Origin of the sequence: Streptomyces sp. NPDC055955 (assembly GCF_042270245.1) — a bacterium.
GTDB lineage: Bacteria > Actinomycetota > Actinomycetes > Streptomycetales > Streptomycetaceae > Streptomyces.
Map to the genome: position 1 here is coordinate 158,876 of NZ_JBHJYS010000021.1, position 18,244 is coordinate 177,119.

General features: G+C 69.1%; 13 protein-coding genes. 3 read left to right on the forward strand and 10 right to left on the reverse strand.

The features are described 5' to 3' along the window. The first annotated feature begins 47 nt into the window (after window positions 1–47). The gene (locus tag ACFC96_RS34095; protein ID WP_376615794.1) at window positions 48–1,622 is read left to right on the forward strand and encodes an MFS transporter; all 1,575 of its coding nucleotides are present in this window, start codon (window positions 48–50) and stop codon (window positions 1,620–1,622) included. A gap of 103 nt (window positions 1,623–1,725) precedes the next feature. On the opposite strand, the gene ACFC96_RS34100 is transcribed toward ACFC96_RS34095, so the two are convergent. The 4 genes from ACFC96_RS34100 to ACFC96_RS34115 all read right to left on the reverse strand — a co-directional run bounded on the left by ACFC96_RS34100 (window position 1,726) and on the right by ACFC96_RS34115 (window position 4,870). Next, window positions 1,726–2,634, reverse strand: coding sequence for an ADP-ribosylglycohydrolase family protein (locus ACFC96_RS34100; RefSeq protein ID WP_376615796.1), 909 nt, complete (start codon window positions 2,632–2,634; stop codon window positions 1,726–1,728). Between the two features lie 12 nt (window positions 2,635–2,646). Continuing rightward, window positions 2,647–3,306, reverse strand: coding sequence for a histidine phosphatase family protein (locus ACFC96_RS34105; RefSeq protein ID WP_376250761.1), 660 nt, complete (start codon window positions 3,304–3,306; stop codon window positions 2,647–2,649). 100 nt (window positions 3,307–3,406) lie between these two features. Beyond that, a complete protein-coding gene (locus ACFC96_RS34110; RefSeq protein ID WP_376250760.1) occupies window positions 3,407–4,012 on the reverse strand; it encodes a YdbC family protein in 606 nt (201 codons plus the stop codon). A 33-nt stretch (window positions 4,013–4,045) separates the two neighbouring features. Further along, entirely contained in the window at window positions 4,046–4,870 is an 825-nt protein-coding gene (locus ACFC96_RS34115; protein WP_376615798.1) for an arylamine N-acetyltransferase, read from the reverse strand. 100 nt (window positions 4,871–4,970) lie between these two features. On the opposite strand from ACFC96_RS34115, the gene ACFC96_RS34120 reads away from it, so the two are divergent. Continuing rightward, window positions 4,971–5,498: a TerD family protein gene (locus ACFC96_RS34120; RefSeq protein WP_376615800.1), complete on the forward strand. Its 528-nt coding sequence runs from the start codon at window positions 4,971–4,973 to the stop codon at window positions 5,496–5,498. Window positions 5,499–5,575: 77 nt separating this feature from the next. Here the strand turns inward: ACFC96_RS34120 and ACFC96_RS34125 are convergent, their stop codons facing one another. Both ACFC96_RS34125 and nrdR read right to left on the reverse strand, forming a co-directional pair. Next, the gene (locus tag ACFC96_RS34125) at window positions 5,576–8,476 is read right to left on the reverse strand and encodes a vitamin B12-dependent ribonucleotide reductase (RefSeq protein WP_376250755.1); all 2,901 of its coding nucleotides are present in this window, start codon (window positions 8,474–8,476) and stop codon (window positions 5,576–5,578) included. 136 nt (window positions 8,477–8,612) lie between these two features. After that, window positions 8,613–9,158: a transcriptional regulator NrdR gene (gene nrdR, locus ACFC96_RS34130; protein WP_227297763.1), complete on the reverse strand. Its 546-nt coding sequence runs from the start codon at window positions 9,156–9,158 to the stop codon at window positions 8,613–8,615. Window positions 9,159–9,675: 517 nt separating this feature from the next. Here nrdR and lexA point away from each other — a divergent pair. Next, window positions 9,676–10,461, forward strand: coding sequence for a transcriptional repressor LexA (gene lexA / locus ACFC96_RS34135; protein ID WP_376250753.1), 786 nt, complete (start codon window positions 9,676–9,678; stop codon window positions 10,459–10,461). A gap of 307 nt (window positions 10,462–10,768) precedes the next feature. On the opposite strand, the gene ACFC96_RS34140 is transcribed toward lexA, so the two are convergent. Genes ACFC96_RS34140 through ACFC96_RS34155 form a run of 4 tightly spaced genes read right to left on the reverse strand, consistent with a single transcriptional unit; the run spans window position 10,769 to window position 18,134 of the window. Continuing rightward, entirely contained in the window at window positions 10,769–12,751 is a 1,983-nt protein-coding gene (locus tag ACFC96_RS34140) for an ATP-dependent DNA helicase (protein ID WP_376615802.1), read from the reverse strand. Window positions 12,752–12,791: 40 nt separating this feature from the next. Beyond that, window positions 12,792–14,774, reverse strand: a complete 1,983-nt coding sequence (locus ACFC96_RS34145) for an IucA/IucC family protein (RefSeq protein ID WP_376615804.1) — start codon at window positions 14,772–14,774, stop codon at window positions 12,792–12,794. Between the two features lie 57 nt (window positions 14,775–14,831). Then, window positions 14,832–15,743: a GNAT family N-acetyltransferase gene (locus ACFC96_RS34150; protein ID WP_376615806.1), complete on the reverse strand. Its 912-nt coding sequence runs from the start codon at window positions 15,741–15,743 to the stop codon at window positions 14,832–14,834. A gap of 39 nt (window positions 15,744–15,782) precedes the next feature. Continuing rightward, window positions 15,783–18,134 (reverse strand): IucA/IucC family protein, encoded by a 2,352-nt coding sequence (locus ACFC96_RS34155; protein ID WP_376615808.1) that lies wholly within the window; start codon window positions 18,132–18,134, stop codon window positions 15,783–15,785. Window positions 18,135–18,244: the final 110 nt, after the last annotated feature.

Here is an 18,244-nt window from a genome sequence, read left to right on the forward strand (position 1 = left end):
CGACAGTGAACGGTTGCGTTCACTAACGCACTTGTGGGGGATCCATAGTGTCAACCTCTCAGTTAACTCAAGATCAAAAGCCGGACAAGGACAGGAAGCCGGGGACGGCACGGCGGGCGGGGCACCCCGGCGCAGCCCTGGCGGTCATCGCGGCCTGCCAACTCATGGTGGTACTGGACGCGACGATTGTGAACATCGCGCTCCCGCACATTCAGGACGCGCTCAAGTTCAGTACGACAGATCTCACTTGGGTCGTCAGCGCGTACACACTCACCTTCGGTGGCCTGCTGCTTCTCGGCGGCCGCGCGGGAGACATCCTCGGTCGCCGCCGGGTCTTCATGTCCGGCATCCTGCTCTTCACGCTGGCCTCCCTGCTCGGCGGACTCGCCCAGGAACCCTGGCAGTTGCTGGCGGCCCGAGCTCTGCAGGGCGTCGGTGGCGCGATCGCGTCGCCCACCTCGCTCGCCCTCATCACCACGACGTTCCCTGAAGGCCCTGAGCGGAACCGAGCGTTCGGCGTGTTCGCGGCCGTCTCCGCGGGCGGCGGCGCCGTCGGCCTCCTCGCCGGCGGCATGCTCACCGAGTGGCTGGACTGGCGCTGGGTGCTGTTCGTGAACGTGCCCATCGGCCTCCTCATCGCGGTACTCGCGCCGATGTACATCAATGAGTCCGAACGGCACCCGGGACGCTTCGACATCGCGGGCGCGCTCACCTCCACGGCGGGCATGGCCTCGCTCGTGTACGGCTTCATCCGCGCGTCGGAGGAGGGCTGGCGGGACAGCGTCAGCGTGGGATCGTTCGTCGCCGCGGTGGTGCTTCTGCTCGCCTTCGCGCTCATCGAGAGCCGGGCGAAGGAACCCATCACTCCGCTCAGGATGTTCGCCGACCGCAATCGCTCGGGCACCTACGTGATCATGCTGAGCCTGGCCGCGGCGATGTTCGGCATGTTCTTCTTCATCGTCCTGTTCGCACAGAACGTACTCGGCTACACGCCGATCGAGGCAGGCCTCGCCTTCCTCCCCGTGACGGCCGCGATCATCGTCGGCGCCGGCCTGTCCCAGCGGCTGCTTCCCGTACTCGGCCCCAAGCCGTTCATGATGACCGGCGCGACACTCGTCCTGCTCGGCCTCGGCTGGCAGACGTTCATCTCCCCCGACAGCTCGTACGTGGGTGGGGTGCTCGGCCCGATGCTGCTGTTCGGCCTCGGCATGGGGCTCAACTTCGTCACGCTCACCCTGACCGCCGTTTCCGGGGTCGCCCAGCACGAAGCCGGCGCGGCATCCGGGCTGCTCAACGCGACACAGCAGGTGGGAGGTTCACTCGGCCTCTCCATCCTGACCACGGTCTTCGGCACGGCCAGCAGGAACGAGGCCAAGGACCAGATCCCGTCCTTCATGGCGCAGGCCACGCCCGAGCAGAAGGCGGAGTTCGCCCGGACGCATCAGCTCCCGGCGCCCTGGAGTCACCAGGTCCTGGCCGAGGGAATCTCGACCGCGTTCATTCCGGCCGCGGCGATGGCGCTGCTGGCCCTGGTCGTCGCCGCTCTGGTGATCCGGGTGCGCAAGAGCGACCTGGAGGCGCTCGCGGGGACCGCGAGTGCGGCCGGACCGGCGGGCGGCTGACGGGGGAAGCCGCCCGCCACGTGAAGTGGATGCCGGGCCGTCCCAGGTACCGAAGGCGGCCCGGCATCCGCCACGCCGGGTGAGGCAGTGGGCGAACCACTGTTCAGACCGGCAGGCCCGGCGCCCAGTCCGGCAGCGGTTCGGTCCGCCGCACCCACTGGTCCGGCGGAGCGCCACCCGGGCCGGAAGCGACCACTCCGCCCACGATCGCGCACGTCGTGTCCATGTCGCCGCCGACCTGCGCCGTCTCCCAGAACGCGCGCTCGAAGTCGCCGAGCCCCCGCGCCGCCGACCACAGGGCGAACGGCACGGTGTCGTGGGCCGTGGTGCGCCGGCCACAGCCGAGGACCGCGGCCACCGTGCCCGCGTCCCCGTAGTCGAGCATGTCCCTGGCCCGCCGGAGCCCCGCACCCACCGCGCTGCGCGGCACGAGCGCGATCACGCCGTCGAGGAGCGCCTGCGGCGTCGGCGGTCCTGCCGGATCGGCCACGATCGCGGCGGCCGCGGCCACGGCCATGGCCCCGACCACGGCCTCCCGGTGCTGATGCGTCGGGTAGGCGGAGATCTCGGCCTGATGCGTGGCCTGCTCCGGATCGTCCGCGTACCAGGCGCCGAGCGGGGCGATCCGCATCGCCGCGCCGTTGCCCCAGGAGCCCTGGCCCTTGAAGAGCGCGGAGGACAGGGCGCGCCAGTCGCCGCCCTCGCGGATCTGCCGGAGCAGTCGGTTCACCGCGGGGCCGTAGCCCCGGTCGAAGTCGTGGTGCTCCGCGAAGGACCGGGCGAGCACGTCCTGCTCGATCCGGTTCTCGGCGGCCAGGACCGCCACCACGGAGCACGCCATTTCGGTGTCGTCGGTCCACTGCCAGACGCCGTCGGGCAGCTCGCGGCGCTGGAGCAGCGGATAGTTGGCGGGCACGAAGAACTGGGAACCCAGCGCATCTCCCACCGCCAGGCCGCGCAGACTGGACAGGGCGCGGTCAAGCCGCACATGAGGAGAGGAATCAGCGGTCATCGCCCTGCCACTCTAACCGGTGACTCCGTACGGCTCGGGATCACGCCATCGTTCGAACGGCCGGTCCAAGGTGTATTTGCCGTCCTCCCCGAGAACGAGTGCCCGCGTCTCACCGTTCCCGGGATTCGACAGACATTCGAAGTCGGCGACGGTCCAGTGGAACCAACGCATGCAGAACAGCCGCATGGTGAGCCCATGGGTGACCAGGAGGACGTTCGCCGGGTGGTCGTGCGCCTCGAAGCTCCGGTAGAGGCTCTCCAGAAAAGCACCCACACGGTCGTACACGTCTGCCCCGGACTCTCCTTGGGCGAAGCGGTAGAAGAAGTGGCCGTAGGCATCGCGGTACGCCTTTTGAAGCCGCACGTCGTCCCGGTCCTGCCAGTTTCCCCAGTCCTGCTCCCGCAGCCGAGGCTCCTCGCGCACCCGTACGAGGTCGGGGTCGAGCCGGAAGGCGCGGAACGTCTGGTGCGTGCGGCGGTAGGGCGACACGTACACGCTCACCCGCTCGCGGCCGAACAGCTCGCGCAGGTACGTCCCTGTCTCGTCCGCCTGCCGGTGCCCGGTCTCCGTGAGGGCCAGGGCGTGGTCGGGTTCGCGTTCGTAGACGGTGTCGTCGGCGTTACCCTCCGACTCGCCGTGTCTGACAAGGACGATGCGCCGCGGTCGTGCCATGCGGAAACCCTAGATCGAAATGGTCCGGATCGAGCAGTCGTACGGGCTCCATCCGGCGTATCTCACACAGCGCGGCCCTGCGCATGGGCGGCGAACCGCCTCACACCGTCCAGGAAGGTTCCAGCTGAACGATGTCTCCCGTGATCCCGGCGACGTCGGTCTCCGTCTGGGCGCGGGTCGAGAGCCGCTCCACGCGTTCGGCCTGGTACTTGCCGTGCTCGGCCAAGGAGTGCCACATCGACAGGATCAGGAACTCGTTGCCCGGAGCCTCCCCGAACAGTCCGCGCACCATCCCCGGGGAGCCGGCCATCGCGGGGTTCCAGACCTTCTCCTGCATGAGCGCGAAGTGCTCCTCGCGGTCCGCGTGCACCCGGCAGTGCGCGAGGCGCACCGTGTCCGCGTCCGTGAAGTGCGGCTCGAAGCCTGTCTTCACGTCGAACCGGTGATCGAAGAGCTTCACTTGGATGTCTGTGTACGTGCCCGACTGGGCGGCGGCCAGCCGGTTGTGCGAGCGCGCCATGAAGGAGTCGTAGAAGGCACGGCTCTCCCAGAAGCCGAGGACATGGGCCACCCCCGGCCGATTCCTGCTCCAGCCCCCGCCCTGTCCCCGGAACCCCGGCTCCCCCAGAAGCCCCGCCCACTTTCGCTGCCCCCGCTCGAACCCGCGTCGGTCGGTCACGGTGCAGCGAATCCACTTGACCAGCACCGCGCCATCGTACGGCCCACGACGTGGGTTCGGTCACTCTCCGGCGCCGTGCATCCAGATCAGTCGTGCCGCGTCCTCGTCACTCAGTTCGATCCCGAACTCATGGGCGAGCAGATCGATCAACTCGCCCTCCTGTACGTCCCGTTCGTCCCGAGTGCCGTCAGGAAACTCGACCGACATCCGCATGTCGACGAGTGAACGCTGGGTGTCGACGGCGGCACGCTGGACTACGGGGCGTCGGATGAAGGCGGACCGCGGATGCGTCGACGTGTAGTGGTTCATCACCACGTAGTCGACGGGATGACGTTCCTCCAGGGTGAAGGCGTAGATCTCCTCCCAGCCGGCCGGGCGCAGGCTCCTCAGGACCAGAACCCCGCTGTCCTCCGGCACGAGACCGAAGGTCCACGGGCCCTGGCGCACCTCGATCCCGGCGCTCAGGGGGACCGGTTCGCGCAAGCCCTGGGCGCCGAAGCCCACGTCGCACAGCCACTCCTGGCCGTCCTCCACGGTGACGCGGGTCAGCATGTGGGTGATGGCGCGCGTCGCCGTGGCACCCACCCGGACGCGTGCCCCAAGTCCCTTCACCGAGTAGCCGATTCGCTCCAGAGCCGCCGCGAAGAGCAGGTTCTGTTCGTAGCAGTAGCCACCACGGCGCTGCCGCACCAGCTTCGCCTGGAGGGCGGCGAGATCCAGGTCCACCGGCCGCCCGAGCATGATCTCCAGGTTCTCGAACGGGATCGACGCGAGGTGCGCCCGGTGCAGCGCACGCAGCGTCTCCAGGTCCGGTTTCACGTCTCCCGTGAAGCCGATTCGCGCCAAGTAGGCGTCGAGATCGAGCTCTTCCCCGTTCCAGTTCATGGTCACGATCGTAGGACGTAGCGTGTCCGTAGTAGTCATGAACAGTCACGCGCAGTCAGTCATCGACAGCCGTGACCAGCAGCCGAGGAGGGGGAGTTCGGTGAGCAGCTTCAAGAAGGGGCTCAGGAAGGTCGAGGTCGCGCTGAAATGGGACCCGAGCCCGATCGGCGCGCCCTCCCATGATCTCGACATCATCGCGGCGACCTACACATCCGACGCCCCGGGCGGGCCGCCGTCCTACGTCGTGCACTTCGACAGCCGCTCCCCCGACGGGACCATCACCCTCAACCGCGACAGCACGACCGGCCAGGGCTTCGGGTTCGACGAAGTCATGACACTGGAGCTGGAGCGCCTTTCGCCCTCCTACGCGCGCGTGCTCGTCGGTATCGCCATACAACAGGGGGAGCGGGCAACGGTATTCGGAGCGGTGGCGAACACGGCGGTGCGGATCCGCGAGGGACACACCGACCTCGCGCGGAACGACTTCTCCGAAGTGGCCGATTCCACGGCGGCCGTGATCGCCGAGTTCGCGAGGGACGACTCCGGAGAGTGGGTTTTCCGCGAGGTCCTCCAGGGCTTCGACAGCGACCCGGTCTCGTTCGCCGCCGCGATGGGCCGCGCGCACTGAGCACCCCGGGAACGCGGAACGGGTGAGGGGCGGCGGGCCTGGTGGCCCGCCGCCCCTCACCTCACTGCGTCAGCGGATCAGCTGCAACCGCTGGTCGAGCCGCAGCCCTCGCAGATGTAGCAGGAGCCGGCACGCTGCATCTTCGTACCGCAGGAGAAGCACAGCGGAGCGTCCGCCTGGATGCCCAGCTGCATCTCCACGAGCTCGGCGCTGGTGTGCGCCTGCTGCGGAGCCGGCGCCACGGCCTCGGCCTTGGGGGCCTCGACGACGGCCTTCAGGGACTCGGTCTGCAGCGGGGCGGACTGGGCCAGGCCCTCGACGTCGACCTCGACATCGTCGATGGACGGCTCGTACGAGCCCGTCTCCAGGTGACGCTGACGCTCCTCGGCCGAGTGGATGCCGAGCGCGGAGCGCGTCTCGAAGGGCAGGAAGTCGAGCGCCAGGCGGCGGAAGATGTAGTCGACGATCGACTGCGCCATCCGCACGTCCGGGTCGTCCGTCATGCCGGCCGGCTCGAAGCGCATGTTCGTGAACTTCGAGACGTACGTCTCCAGCGGGACGCCGTACTGCAGGCCCACGGAGACGGCGATCGAGAAGGCGTCCATCATGCCCGCGAGGGTGGAGCCCTGCTTCGACATCTTCAGGAAGACCTCGCCGAGACCGTCGTCCGGGTAGGAGTTGGCCGTCATGTAGCCCTCGGCGCCACCGACAGTGAAGGAGGTGGTGATCCCCGGACGGCCCTTGGGCAGACGCTTGCGGACCGGACGGTACTCGACGACCTTCTCGACCGCGGTACGGATGGTCTCCTCGGCCTTGGCGGTGACCGCCTCCTTCTCCGCCTCCTTGGTCTTGGCGGAGAGGGGCTGGCCGACCTTGCAGTTGTCGCGGTAGATGGCGAGCGCCTTGACGCCCATCTTCCACGCCTCGAAGTAGACCTCTTCGACGTCCTCGACCGAGGCGGTCTCGGGCAGGTTGACCGTCTTGGACAGCGCGCCGGAGATCCAGGGCTGGATGGCGGCCATCATGCGGACGTGGCCCATCGCGGAGATGGAACGCTCGCCCATCGCGCAGTCGAAGACCTCGTAGTGCTCGGTCTTCAGGCCGGGGGCGTCGATCACGTTGCCGTTGTCGGCGATGTGGGCGACGATCGCCTCGATCTGCTCCTCCTGGTAACCCAGGCGGCGCAGGGCCTGCGGGACGGTGCCGTTGACGATCTGCATCGAGCCGCCGCCGACGAGCTTCTTGAACTTGACCAGGGCGAGGTCGGGCTCGAGGCCGGTGGTGTCGCAGGACATCGCGAGGCCGATGGTGCCGGTCGGGGCGATGACCGACGCCTGCGCGTTGCGGAAACCGTTCTTCTCGCCGAGCCGGACGACGTCCTGCCAGGCCTCCGTGGCGGCGGCCCAGATCGGCGAGTCCAAGTCGTCCATGCGGACGGCCTTGGTGTTCGCGTCGGCGTGCTGCTTCATGACGCGCTGGTGCGGCTCGGCGTTACGGGCGTAGCCGTCGTACGGGCCGACGACCGCGGCGAGCTCGGCGGAGCGCTTGTACGAGGTACCGGTCATCAGCGAGGTGATGGACCCGGCCAGGGCGCGACCGCCGTCGGAGTCGTAGGCGTGGCCCGTCGCCATCAGCAGGGCGCCGAGGTTGGCGTAGCCGATGCCCAGCTGACGGAAGGCGCGGGTGTTCTCGCCGATCTTCTGCGTCGGGAAGTCCGCGAAGCAGATCGAGATGTCCATCGCGGTGATGACCAGCTCGACGACCTTGGAAAAGCGGTCGACGTCGAAGGACTGGTGGCCCTTGCCGTCGTCCTTGAGGAACTTCATCAGGTTCAGCGACGCGAGGTTGCAGGACGTGTTGTCCAGGTGCATGTACTCGCTGCACGGGTTCGAGCCGTTGATCCGGCCGGACTCCGGGCAGGTGTGCCACTGGTTGATGGTGTCGTCGTACTGGATGCCGGGGTCGGCACACGCCCACGCGGCCTCGGCCATCTTGCGGAAGAGCGACTTGGCGTCGACCTCCTCGATGACGTCACCGGTCATACGGGCGCGCAGACCGAACTTGCCGCCGGTCTCCACGGCCTTCATGAACTCGTCGTTCACGCGGACCGAGTTGTTGGCGTTCTGGTACTGGACGGACGTGATGTCGTCGCCGCCCAGGTCCATGTCGAAGCCCGCGTCACGCAGCGCGCGGATCTTCTCCTCTTCCTTCACCTTGGTCTCGATGAAGTTCTCGATGTCGGGGTGGTCGACGTCGAGGATGACCATCTTGGCCGCGCGGCGAGTGGCGCCACCCGACTTGATCGTTCCTGCGGAGGCGTCGGCACCGCGCATGAAGGAGACGGGACCCGAGGCGTTGCCGCCCGAGGACAGCAGTTCCTTGGAGGAACGGATCCGCGAGAGGTTCAGGCCGGCGCCGGAGCCGCCCTTGAAGATCATGCCCTCTTCCTTGTACCAGTCGAGGATCGACTCCATGGAGTCGTCGACGGCCAGGATGAAGCAGGCGGAGACCTGCTGGGGCTGCGGCGTACCGACGTTGAACCACACCGGAGAGTTGAAGCTGAAGATCTGGTGCAGGAGGGCGTACGCCAGCTCGTGCTCGAAGATCTCGGCGTCGGCGGGCGAGGCGAAGTACTTGTAGTCCTCGCCGGCCTTCCGGTACGTCTTCACGATCCGGTCGATGAGCTGCCTGAGGCTCACCTCGCGCTGCGGGGTGCCGACCGCGCCGCGGAAGTACTTGCTGGTGACGATGTTGACCGCGTTCACCGACCAGAAGCCGGGGAACTCGACGCCACGCTGCTCGAAGTTGATCGAGCCGTCGCGCCAATTGGTCATGACGACGTCACGGCGCTCCCACTCCACCTCGTCGTACGGATGCACGCCGGGAGTCGTGTGGATGCGCTCGATACGCAGCCCCTTGGTGGCCTTGGCTCCCTTGGCGCGGGAACCTCGTGCCGGGCCACTCGTCGTCTCTGTCATGCCGCCTCCCTATACCGGGCTAAAACGCCCCGAAGTGCCTCGATCTTCCCGTGGCACGGTGTGTGTCTTGTATTGCGGGCGCCGCTCTTGCCGCCCACAACAGGTCTGAATGGCCGCCGACCGACCCCTGGGCCGGTCAGTCGGCAGCGGTGGCGGGCACGGGGACTTCGACAGTCCCTCCGGGCCCGCAGTCACATGGTTCGCGCTCTCCGCCCGCGTCACCCCGGCTCGCGCCGGGCAGCTGTTCCCTCAGCTCCGCGATGGCCGAGTCGAAGTCCTCCAGCGAATTGAACGCCCGGTACACGGACGCGAAGCGCAGGTAGGCGACAAGGTCGAGTTCCTGAAGTGGGCCGAGTATGGCCAGGCCCACGTCATGAGTGGTCAGCTCCGCGCTGCCGGTGGCCCGCACCGCCTCTTCGACCCGCTGGCCGAGCTGGGCGAGGGCGTCCTCGGTGACGGGGCGACCCTGGCATGCCTTGCGGACGCCGTTGATCACCTTCGTGCGGCTGAAGGGCTCGGTCACCCCGCTCCGCTTGACCACCATGAGCGAGCACGTCTCCACGGTCGTGAAACGACGGGAGCAGTCGGGGCACTGGCGGCGCCTGCGGATCGACGTGCCGTCGTCGGTGGTGCGACTGTCGACGACACGGCTGTCGGGGTGCCTGCAGAAGGGGCAGTGCATGGAACTCCAACCCTCCTTCACAGCACGGCTCAATGGCCTCGGGAGGCCCTTCAGGCCCCTCGAAGCAGCCCCAAGCATAGGCGATGACGGAGACCTCGATGGACCGGGGACCACAACTTCTGGGCTGCTGATGCAATCCAACCACTAGATCTGGGGTTTGGTCGCAAATTCGCCCCTACGCGTGTCGCTTTCACCTGGCGAACACCGGGGCGGGAGCGCGCCCATGACGGGATACGCCCGGATCACGGGCGGCGGCACACGGAGAGGGGGCCGGTTCCGGGTTGACGGACCACCGGATGGCACACTGGGAGCCCCACGGAGTGGGTCACGGCCTCGGCGGTGAAGCGTACCGTAATGAACCGAATTGCCACTCCCGCGAAGCGCAAGGCATACACCCAGGCACATGATCACGACAAGCAATCTGCGATTTTTCACTCGAACGTGTGTTTGGCGCAACCTTTCGAAAGCAACTACCGTTGGCTAGCCAGGGAGAACAACTCGAGAGGGGCCGACCGACGTGACCACCACCGCAGACAGCGCCACCATCACTGCCCAGGACCGTTCCCAGGGCCGACTCGAGCCGGTGCATGCCATGACTGACGCATCCATGAGCGCGGAGGGGCCGAAGCCCGCCCGCTCCCTGCCGGGCCGACCTCCCGGAATCCGGGCCGACAGCTCGGGGCTCACGGACAGGCAGCGCCGCGTCATCGAGGTGATCAGGGACTCCGTGCAGCGGCGTGGTTACCCGCCGTCGATGCGGGAGATCGGCCAGGCGGTGGGCCTGTCGAGCACGTCGTCGGTCGCGCACCAGCTGATGGCCCTCGAGCGCAAGGGCTTCCTGCGCCGGGACCCGCACCGCCCCCGCGCCTACGAGGTCCGTGGCTCCGACCAGCCGAGCGCGCAGCCCACGGACACCGCGGGCAAGCCGGCCGCCTCGTACGTCCCGCTCGTCGGCCGCATCGCCGCCGGCGGTCCGATCCTCGCGGAAGAGTCCGTCGAGGACGTGTTCCCCCTCCCCCGGCAGCTGGTCGGTGACGGCGAGCTGTTCGTCCTGAAGGTCGTCGGTGACTCGATGATCGAGGCCGCGATCTGTGACGGCGACTGGGTCACGGTCCGCCGCCAGCCTGTCGCGGAGAACGGCGACATCGTCGCTGCGATGCTCGAGGGCGAGGCCACCGTCAAGCGTTTCAAGCGCGAGGACGGCCATGTGTGGCTGCTGCCGCACAACTCCGCGTACCAGCCGATCCCCGGTGACGAGGCGACGATCCTCGGCAAGGTGGTGGCTGTTCTGCGGCGGGTGTGACGCCGCGCCCCTGACCGGGCCCCGGAACCAACTGCGCCGGTTCCGGGGCCCTGCTGTGTCCTGGGCCTGCCGTTCGTGAAGACAGATGTGCGGGGGAGCTACGGGTGTCCCGGGCTCCGCCCACACGTCTGCATGGTCCACGCGGCTGGGGCCTTTCGTCTGGATCAGGCCGGACCGGGCAGCGAGGCCTGTTGCCGTGCGTCGCAAGGCCGAGGAAGGAACCCACGCCGAAGCGTCGGCGACTGACGATCATGCCGGGGTCGCAGTGCCTGGCACCGCGACCCCGGCATGATCGAAACGAAAGACCCTAGGCCGTCTCTTCGGCTTCGGCCGTCGCCTTCGCATCGATCGCGGCCAGCGAGCGCCGCACCTGGTTCGGGTCCGTCGTGTACCAGAAGTCCGGCATCGAGGCCCGCAGATAGCTGCCGTACCGGGCCGTCGCCAACCGCGGGTCCAGGACCGCTACGACACCACGGTCCCCCGTCGCCCGTACGAGACGGCCCGCGCCCTGGGCCATCAGCAGGGCAGCGTGCGTCGCCGCCACGGCCATGAAGCCATTGCCGCCCGCGTCCTCGACGGCCTTCTGCCGGGCGCTCATCAGCGGGTCGTCGGGCCGCGGGAACGGGATCTTGTCCATGACGACGAGCTGACAGCTGGCGCCCGGAACGTCCACGCCCTGCCACAGCGAGAGCGTGCCGAACAGACACGTCTTCGGGTCGGCCGCGAACCCCTTGATCAGCTCGCCGAGCGTCTCCTCGCCCTGGAGCAGGATCGGGTACTCGGGGAGCCGGGTCCGCAGCTCTTCCGCCGCGGCTTGGGCGGCGCGCATCGACGAGAAGAGCCCCAGCGTCCGGCCACCGGCGGCCTGCATCAGCTCGGCCAGCTCGTCCATCATGTCGCTGCGGGTGCCCTCACGCGCGGGGCGTGCCAGGTGCTTGGCGACGTAGAGAATGCCCTGCTTGCGGTACTCGAACGGCGATCCGACATCGACGCCCTTCCACTGCGGCAGGCCCTCGCCCTCCTGCCCTTCGGGAGCCAGGCCCAGAGAGGCACCCACCCCGTTGAAATCGCCGCCCAGCTTGAGGGTCGCCGAGGTCAGCACGACGGACCGCTCCGAGAAGAGCTTCTCCCTCAGCAGGCCGGACACCGACATGGGGGCCACTCTGAGAGACGCGCCGAAGCGGTCGTGGCGCTCGTACCAGACGACGTCGTAGTCGGAGCCGTTCGTGATGCGCTCGGCCACGTCGTGGATGTTCTCCACGGAGGCCAGGGCCTGCTTGCGTACCGCGTCCTCGTCCTGGACGGACTTGTCGCGCGTGGTGCCCAGGGCCGAGATGACGGTCCGGGAGGCGTCCCGCAGCGCCATCAGCGCGTAGCCGAGGTCCTCCGGGACCTCCTCCAGACGACCGGGCAGCGCGAGCTCCATGAGCCGCTCGAAGCCCTCGGCCGCGGTCTGGAGCTGATCGGCCGCCTTCTCGTTGACCAGCTTGGCGGAACGGCGCACCGCGCGGTTCACCTGCCCCGGGGTGAGCTCGCCGGTCGCCACACCCGTGACCCGGGAGACGAGCTCGTGCGCCTCGTCCACGATCAGTACCTCGTGGGACGGCAGGACAGGCGCCCCTTCGATGGCGTCGATCGCCAGGAGCGCGTGATTCGTGACGATCACGTCGGCGAGCTTGGCCCGCTCCCGGGCCGCCTCGGCGAAGCACTCCTGTCCGTACGCACACTTGGTGGCGCCCAGGCACTCCCTGGAGGAGACCGACACCTGTGACCAGGCCCGGTCGGAGACTCCAGGGGTCAGATCGTCCCGGTCGCCGGTCTCCGTCTCGTCGGCCCAGTCCCGCATCCGCAGCAGGTCCTGGCCGAGCTTGCTGGTCGGAGCGGCCGTTTCGAACTGGTCGAAGAGCCCCTCCTCCTCGTCCTGCGGCGCTCCTTCGTGGAGGCGGTGCAGGCACAGATAGTTCGACCGGCCCTTGAGCATGGCGAACTGGGGGCGCCGGCGCAGCAGGGGGTGGAGCGCGTCGACCGTGCGTGGCAGGTCCCGCTCGACGAGCTGGCGCTGGAGGGCCAGCGTGGCCGTCGCGACCACGACCCGCTCCCCGTGCGCCAGGGCAGGGACCAGGTATCCGAGGGACTTACCGGTACCCGTGCCTGCCTGTGCGAGCAGGTGGGAACCGCCGTCGATCGCCTCGGCGACGGTCTCGGCCATGGTCACCTGGCCAGGTCGTTCCGTACCGCCGACGGCGGCGACGGCGGCGTGCAGGAGCTCGGGGAGGGAGGGCTTCGTCATAGCTCGACCACCCTACGGGGCACCACTGACAATCCCGCGATCACGGCTGGTGCAGCGGATTGGGCACCGTGCCGTGCACAGCCGCGTGGGGGCGCTGCGAACGGTCGCGGTAACCGTCCAGATGCAGTCGGTTGCGATTGAGGCAGAGCCGCTCGATACGAGGAGTGAGGAGGTCGAACATCTCGTACCGCTCCTTGAGCTCGGGGAAGCGCGCCTGATGCCGCACGATCTCTGCACGCACCAAGGACCAGAACCTCTCTTCCGCGACCCCCAGTTGGTTCTCGCACAGGGGCGCCAGATACCGGAAGACCCCGACGAAGAGCCCTGAGTGGATGAACTGGGTCAGGAAAGCGGGCGGCTCGGTGAGCAGGGTCTCGCGTACGTCCCGCGGCATGCGGTCGTGTTCGGGCAGCGGCTCGGCGCTCACGTTCACGTCGTCGACGAAGTCCTTCACCGCGAGCCGCACCGGCACGTCGTGGTCGTCGAAGACGACGATGGCGTTCTCCCCGTGCGGGGAGAACACGGTCCCGTAGCGGTAGAGGAAGTGCAGAAGCGGGGGCAGCAGAGCCGCGAAGAGCCGACGCAGCCACACCTCGGGGGTCAGCCCGGACCGGGCGACGAGCTCCGCGGTGAACGCCCGGCCGTACGGGTCCACGTGGAGCAGAGAGGCCAGGGTGCGGGCCCGCTCGCCGGGGGCGAGATACCTCGAGACCGGCTCGCGCCAGATGGCGCCCAGCAACTCCTTGTACTGATAGGGGACTTCTTCGAGTCCGTCGTACGCGGGGTGCTCGACGGCGACCGAAGCCACCTCTCCCAGGAGGATGACCCCGCAATCGTCCTTCAGGAAGGAGTCTGTTTCGCGGAGGGAATGCATCCACGCGGTGACCGACGGCGCCGCGAGCGTGCGCTCGGTGGGCAGGCCGCGCCATACGAGGGTGTTGAGTACGGACAGCGGGAGCTTCACCGTGTGGCGGTCGGGGCGCGAGATGTTGAGGAACGTACGGATGGACTGTTGGGGCAGGCGCACGTCGCCGTCGGTGGGCAGTGGCACGATGGCGTCCGTCGCGACGGGGCCGGCGAAGAGCGGCAGCACGATGTTGTTCCACTGCCACGGGTGTACCGGTAGGTACAGGTAGGCCTGCGGGTCCAGGCCGCGCTCCCGGAGGGCCTCGGCGAAGGAGTCCCGCGCCGCCGGGGAGAGCTCACGGTCGTACAGCCGATCGGCTGTCGCCAGGTCCGCGACGCCTCTGTAGGCGGCGATCCTGGTGTGGACGGCGATCCATGGGAGCGTCCCGGGGATACGGGCCTCGGGGGCCCAGCGGGCCATGTCGGGGGCCGAGAATCCCAGGCGGCCTTTGTTGAGGACGAGCCAGGGGTGGCCGGTCTGGTGGCCTTCCAGTTCGGCGTATCCGAGCTCGGCGAGCCGGGCCGCGGTGAGCGCGGTGTGGTCGAGACGGGCGTCGGCGGCGAGGGTGACGGTGAGCTCGCGGATGAGATGCCCGAGCGTGGCGCCGTCGAGGCCGAGGACGTGCTTGGCACGGAGGAGGAAGGCAAAGGGGTCGGTGAAGCGTTCCGGCGGCGGGGTCGACGCGGGGAGCGACGGCGTGGGCTCGGCGGCGTTCGCTTCCTTGTCAGCCTGCGCGGCGCGTCCGACGGTCTCGGCGGGAGGGCCGGCGGTCTCGTCCGGACGGCCGGCGATCCACTGGATGCTGCCGGGATCCACGAGCCAGCTGCCGTAAGCGCCTCGGCGGGCCCTGAAGCGGAACGCGCTGCCGGGCGGCATGTGAGCGCCCTCGACGGGGAGGGTGTAGAGGTCTGTCCGCCCTGGACCCGGATCCGGCTCCGTTTTTGTCTCCGTTTCCGGCTCACGTTTCGGTTCGATGATCTCCTCGTACGCGAACTCCCCGATCATCTTCGCCAGCAGCCGGGCTGCTGCGCGCTCCCAGTTCTCGGACGTCAGCTCCGCCGGGTCGTACAGAGTGGAGGACGCTGCGGAAGTCTGGGGCTCGGACGGATTCGGCACGGGGACTCCTCGTGAGGGAACCGGATCGGGGTGAGCGGTGTACCAAGAGTGACGGGCTCACAGCAGAGCGCGCAGGGCCCGGTCTCGGATCATCAGTGCGGCCCGTTTGTCAGGGAGGTCGACCTCGGCGGCGAAGCGGAAACCAGCACTCAAGAATGCAGATACAGAGGGGGTGTTGCGAAGGTCCGGCTCGGCGACGACACGAGCGCAGGGCGGACGGTGGTCGAGTACGAGGTCGGCGACGGCCGTGAGCAGGCCTGTGCCGAGCCCTCGGCCGCGGTCGGCGACACCACCGATGAGGAGGTGAACACCGGTGTCGTGCGGGCGGGCGGGGTAGTGGCGGGCCAGTGGGTCGAGGTCGGCGCGGTAGATCTCCCAGTAGCTCATCGGGGTACCGTCCAGTACGCCGAGACAGGGGACGCTGCGCCCGTCGCCGTCCAGTTGGGGGCGGAGATGGTTCTCCGTGACGCTCTCCGGGCCTTCGAGTTCCCAGAAGGCGGCTACGGCCGGGTCGTTCATCCAGCGACTGATCAGCGACAGGTCGCGTTCAATACGGACGGGAACCAGTTGGAAGACGCCGGAACGTGTGGTGACCGGTCCCCACGCTCCGATGTTGTCGAGCAGGTCGTCGTCCGCCAGGGCCGTCGAGGTGCCGCCCGGTACGTGTGCTCGCGTTCTGTCGGCTGCGTGCTCGTAGCCGGGAAAGCTCACGCCGGTCCCCTGGCCCGCGCTGCCGTCGGCCTGTCCGTCGGTTCCACCCTGCCCGGCGATCAGGTCGATGAGTTCGTCGGGCAGACGCAGGTCCAGGGTGTCGGCGACGTCCGTGCCGGCGTCGGGGTCGGAGCCCGTGCGCTCGTCGGCGTCGGCGTCGCCGTCGGGGCCCGTGTCGGCGATGTCGTCGGTGACGGCATCGGTACGAGCGGCGGCGGGCGTGGCTCCGGCGTCGGTGCGCGCGTCGGTGGATGACACGGCGACGCTCCTCTCAGGGGATGGGGTGGGGCATGTTCCTCAGGAATGAAGGGGGTTGGCGATGGTGACGTAGACGGACTGGGTGTCGACGGGACCGACGAGTTCGTCCAGTCCGTGCAGGCGGGTGAGGAGGTTGGCCTTGCAGCGCAGGGCCGGGGAGTCGAGGAGGTATCCGGGCAAGGGGGTGCGGAGCTTGTCAGGGCCCGACGCGACATCGGAGAGGAACCCTCGGAAGGCGGCCAGCAACAGCCTTTCGTCCGCGAGCTGTTGGGAGCCGAAGGCGCCGATGAGGCCGAAGACGTTGTTGATCCCGAGGTAGTACGCGAACCTCTCGTCGGTGACGTCGTCGGAGACGAAGGTGTCGCTCCGGCTGCCGATGCCGGGCAGCCGGCCGTCCAGCTCGGCGCGCCGGGACTCGCGGAAGTAGTAGCCCTGGTTGTCGCGGTAGCGGCCGCCGATGGGCCAGCCTTCGGGGTCGAGCAGCAGCAGCGTGTTCTGCTGATGGGCCTCCAGGGCCACGCCGGCGGTGCTGTCGAGCCAGAGCACGGGACGTACGACGTGTTCGAGGTAGCGCAGGAACCACTCGGCGGCGACGGCGCCGCGGGGGCGCCCGGTGCGGCCGGCGAGGCGGGTGATCGTCTCGCCTAGGCGGGAGCGCATGAGCTGGCGCTCCCGTTGTCCGTGGGACGCGGTCGGGGGTCTCGGTGACACGAAGCCGGCAATGCAGGCCGCGTCGTCTCCGGGTGCGAACGGGTTGTTCCGGATCATCACGTCGAGGCCGGGCACCGGTTCGCCGTCCGGGTCGTTGACGGCGAGCCAGGCCGGGTCGCGGACGATGTCGAATCCGGGGTGGGCGGCCTGCCACTGCTCGGAGAGCCCTGTGCGCAGAAGTCGGTGGACCTCGACGCCGCGGTGGAGTTCCTTACGGAGATTCTCCCGGCGGGAATTGGTGATGCGCAGGCCGAGCGAGAGCTTCAGCATGGCCGACGCGTCGGGCCGGTAGAGCGTACGGACGGAGGAGGTGGGGTACCAGGGGGCGCCGTGCGGACCGAGGTCACGCAGCAGGCCGGCGTCGAGGAGGGCCGCGGTCTGGGGGCGGTGCTTGAGTTCGCGAACCTGCCAGGGGTGCAGGGGCAGCGCGGCGTGACCGTCGGGCAGGGGCAGTTCCGTCCCCGCGAGTTGGAGGGTGAGGTGGTCGGCCGGGAGCGGGCGGCCCCGATGGGTCCAGGCCGAGTCCATCGCGAGCACCGAGCGGTTCACCGCCATCCAGTGCACGGGGAACGAGCCCTGCAACTCGGGTGAATAGAGCCGGGATTCGGCCTCGGACAGGCCCTCGCGACTCTTCGGAGTCGGGTGCAGGGGGTGGCCGAGCAGGAGGGACTGTTCGGCAGCCAGGAAGAGGTCGGTCGTGTCGCGGGGGTTGCTACGCCGGTGGGCGATGAAGTCGGCGGTGCGGCGGATCGAGTCGGCGACGCGCCCCACCAGGTCGGCTCCGTCGCCTGCGGGGGTGGGGTGCGAGGAGGGAGGAGTGGCGGAAGGAGGCGAATCGGGGCGGGCGGACTCGGGGTGCAGGAACTCGGGGCGTGAGGCCTCGGGGTGGGGGGCCTGCGCCTCCGGGTAAAAGGTCTCGCCGCTGACGTGGGGCTGCACGACGGGGTCGGTGTGCGGACGCGGGGCCTCGGGTGCGGTGGCAGCGGCGACGGCGTCGGCGTCGGGGGTGTCCGCGACGGTCGGCGTGGGTGGCACGGGGACGACCGTCGGGGTCGCCGCCGAGGTAGTCGGAACCGGCGTCCGGCCGCTCGGCGACTTCGGCCCGCCTGGGGCCCGGGTTGCGGTGTCCGGTGTGGCTGCCGATCCCGGAACGGCGCCCTCCCGTCGCAGAACGCTTCCGCCGCCGCTTCCGTCGCCGCCCCCCACTCGGACACCGACACCACCCCGCACGTCGGCCGCGCTCCCCGGGCCCGATGCCTCGCGGCTCAGAAGGGCGGCGACGGTGACGGCGTCGACGCGCGGGGCGTCCAGCGGGCCGTCCTGGAGACGGGGCATGCCGAAACGGTGCCAGCCGGTCGAGGACCAGTAGTGGACAGGGATGAGGAGGGCGGTGCCACTTGCGGGCAGAGGAATGCGCAGAGTGCCGTGCGGGGGTTCGACCAGATCGCTCTCCCGCACCCAGCAGCGGAGCAGGTTCTCGACGGCCGCGGCCTGGGCCGCGGTGCCGGGGTCGGGATGCTCCAACAGGTCGGCGGTGGAGCCGTGCAGATGCTCGGACTCCTGGCTGCCGTCCTTCTGCCGGGGGACCGTCCCGCGTTCCGGGGCGAGTTGGGGCTGCGTGTCGCAGGCTCCGCTCGCCTGGGGGCGGTGTCGGTCGTCGGGTGCGGGATTGGCGTTCAACGGGGCTTCCTTGTGGGGTAGTTGACTCCGTGATGCGGTGGTCCGGACTGTCCGGTGTCCCGCTGCTGTCCGTGTGGGTCCATGTCGTGGTGGTCCATGTCGTAGTGGCC

Excerpts from the sequence above, each read along its gene's own strand:
- nrdR (WP_227297763.1), bottom strand. The coding sequence starts at position 9,158 with ATGCACTGCCCCTTCTGCAGGCACCCCGACAGCCGTGTCGTCGACAGT.
- ACFC96_RS34140 (WP_376615802.1), bottom strand. The coding sequence starts at position 12,751 with ATGACGAAGCCCTCCCTCCCCGAGCTCCTGCACGCCGCCGTCGCCGCC.
- ACFC96_RS34125 (WP_376250755.1), bottom strand. The coding sequence starts at position 8,476 with ATGACAGAGACGACGAGTGGCCCGGCACGAGGTTCCCGCGCCAAGGGA.
- ACFC96_RS34100 (WP_376615796.1), bottom strand. The coding sequence starts at position 2,634 with ATGACCGCTGATTCCTCTCCTCATGTGCGGCTTGACCGCGCCCTGTCC.
- ACFC96_RS34115 (WP_376615798.1), bottom strand. The coding sequence starts at position 4,870 with ATGAACTGGAACGGGGAAGAGCTCGATCTCGACGCCTACTTGGCGCGA.
- ACFC96_RS34105 (WP_376250761.1), bottom strand. The coding sequence starts at position 3,306 with ATGGCACGACCGCGGCGCATCGTCCTTGTCAGACACGGCGAGTCGGAG.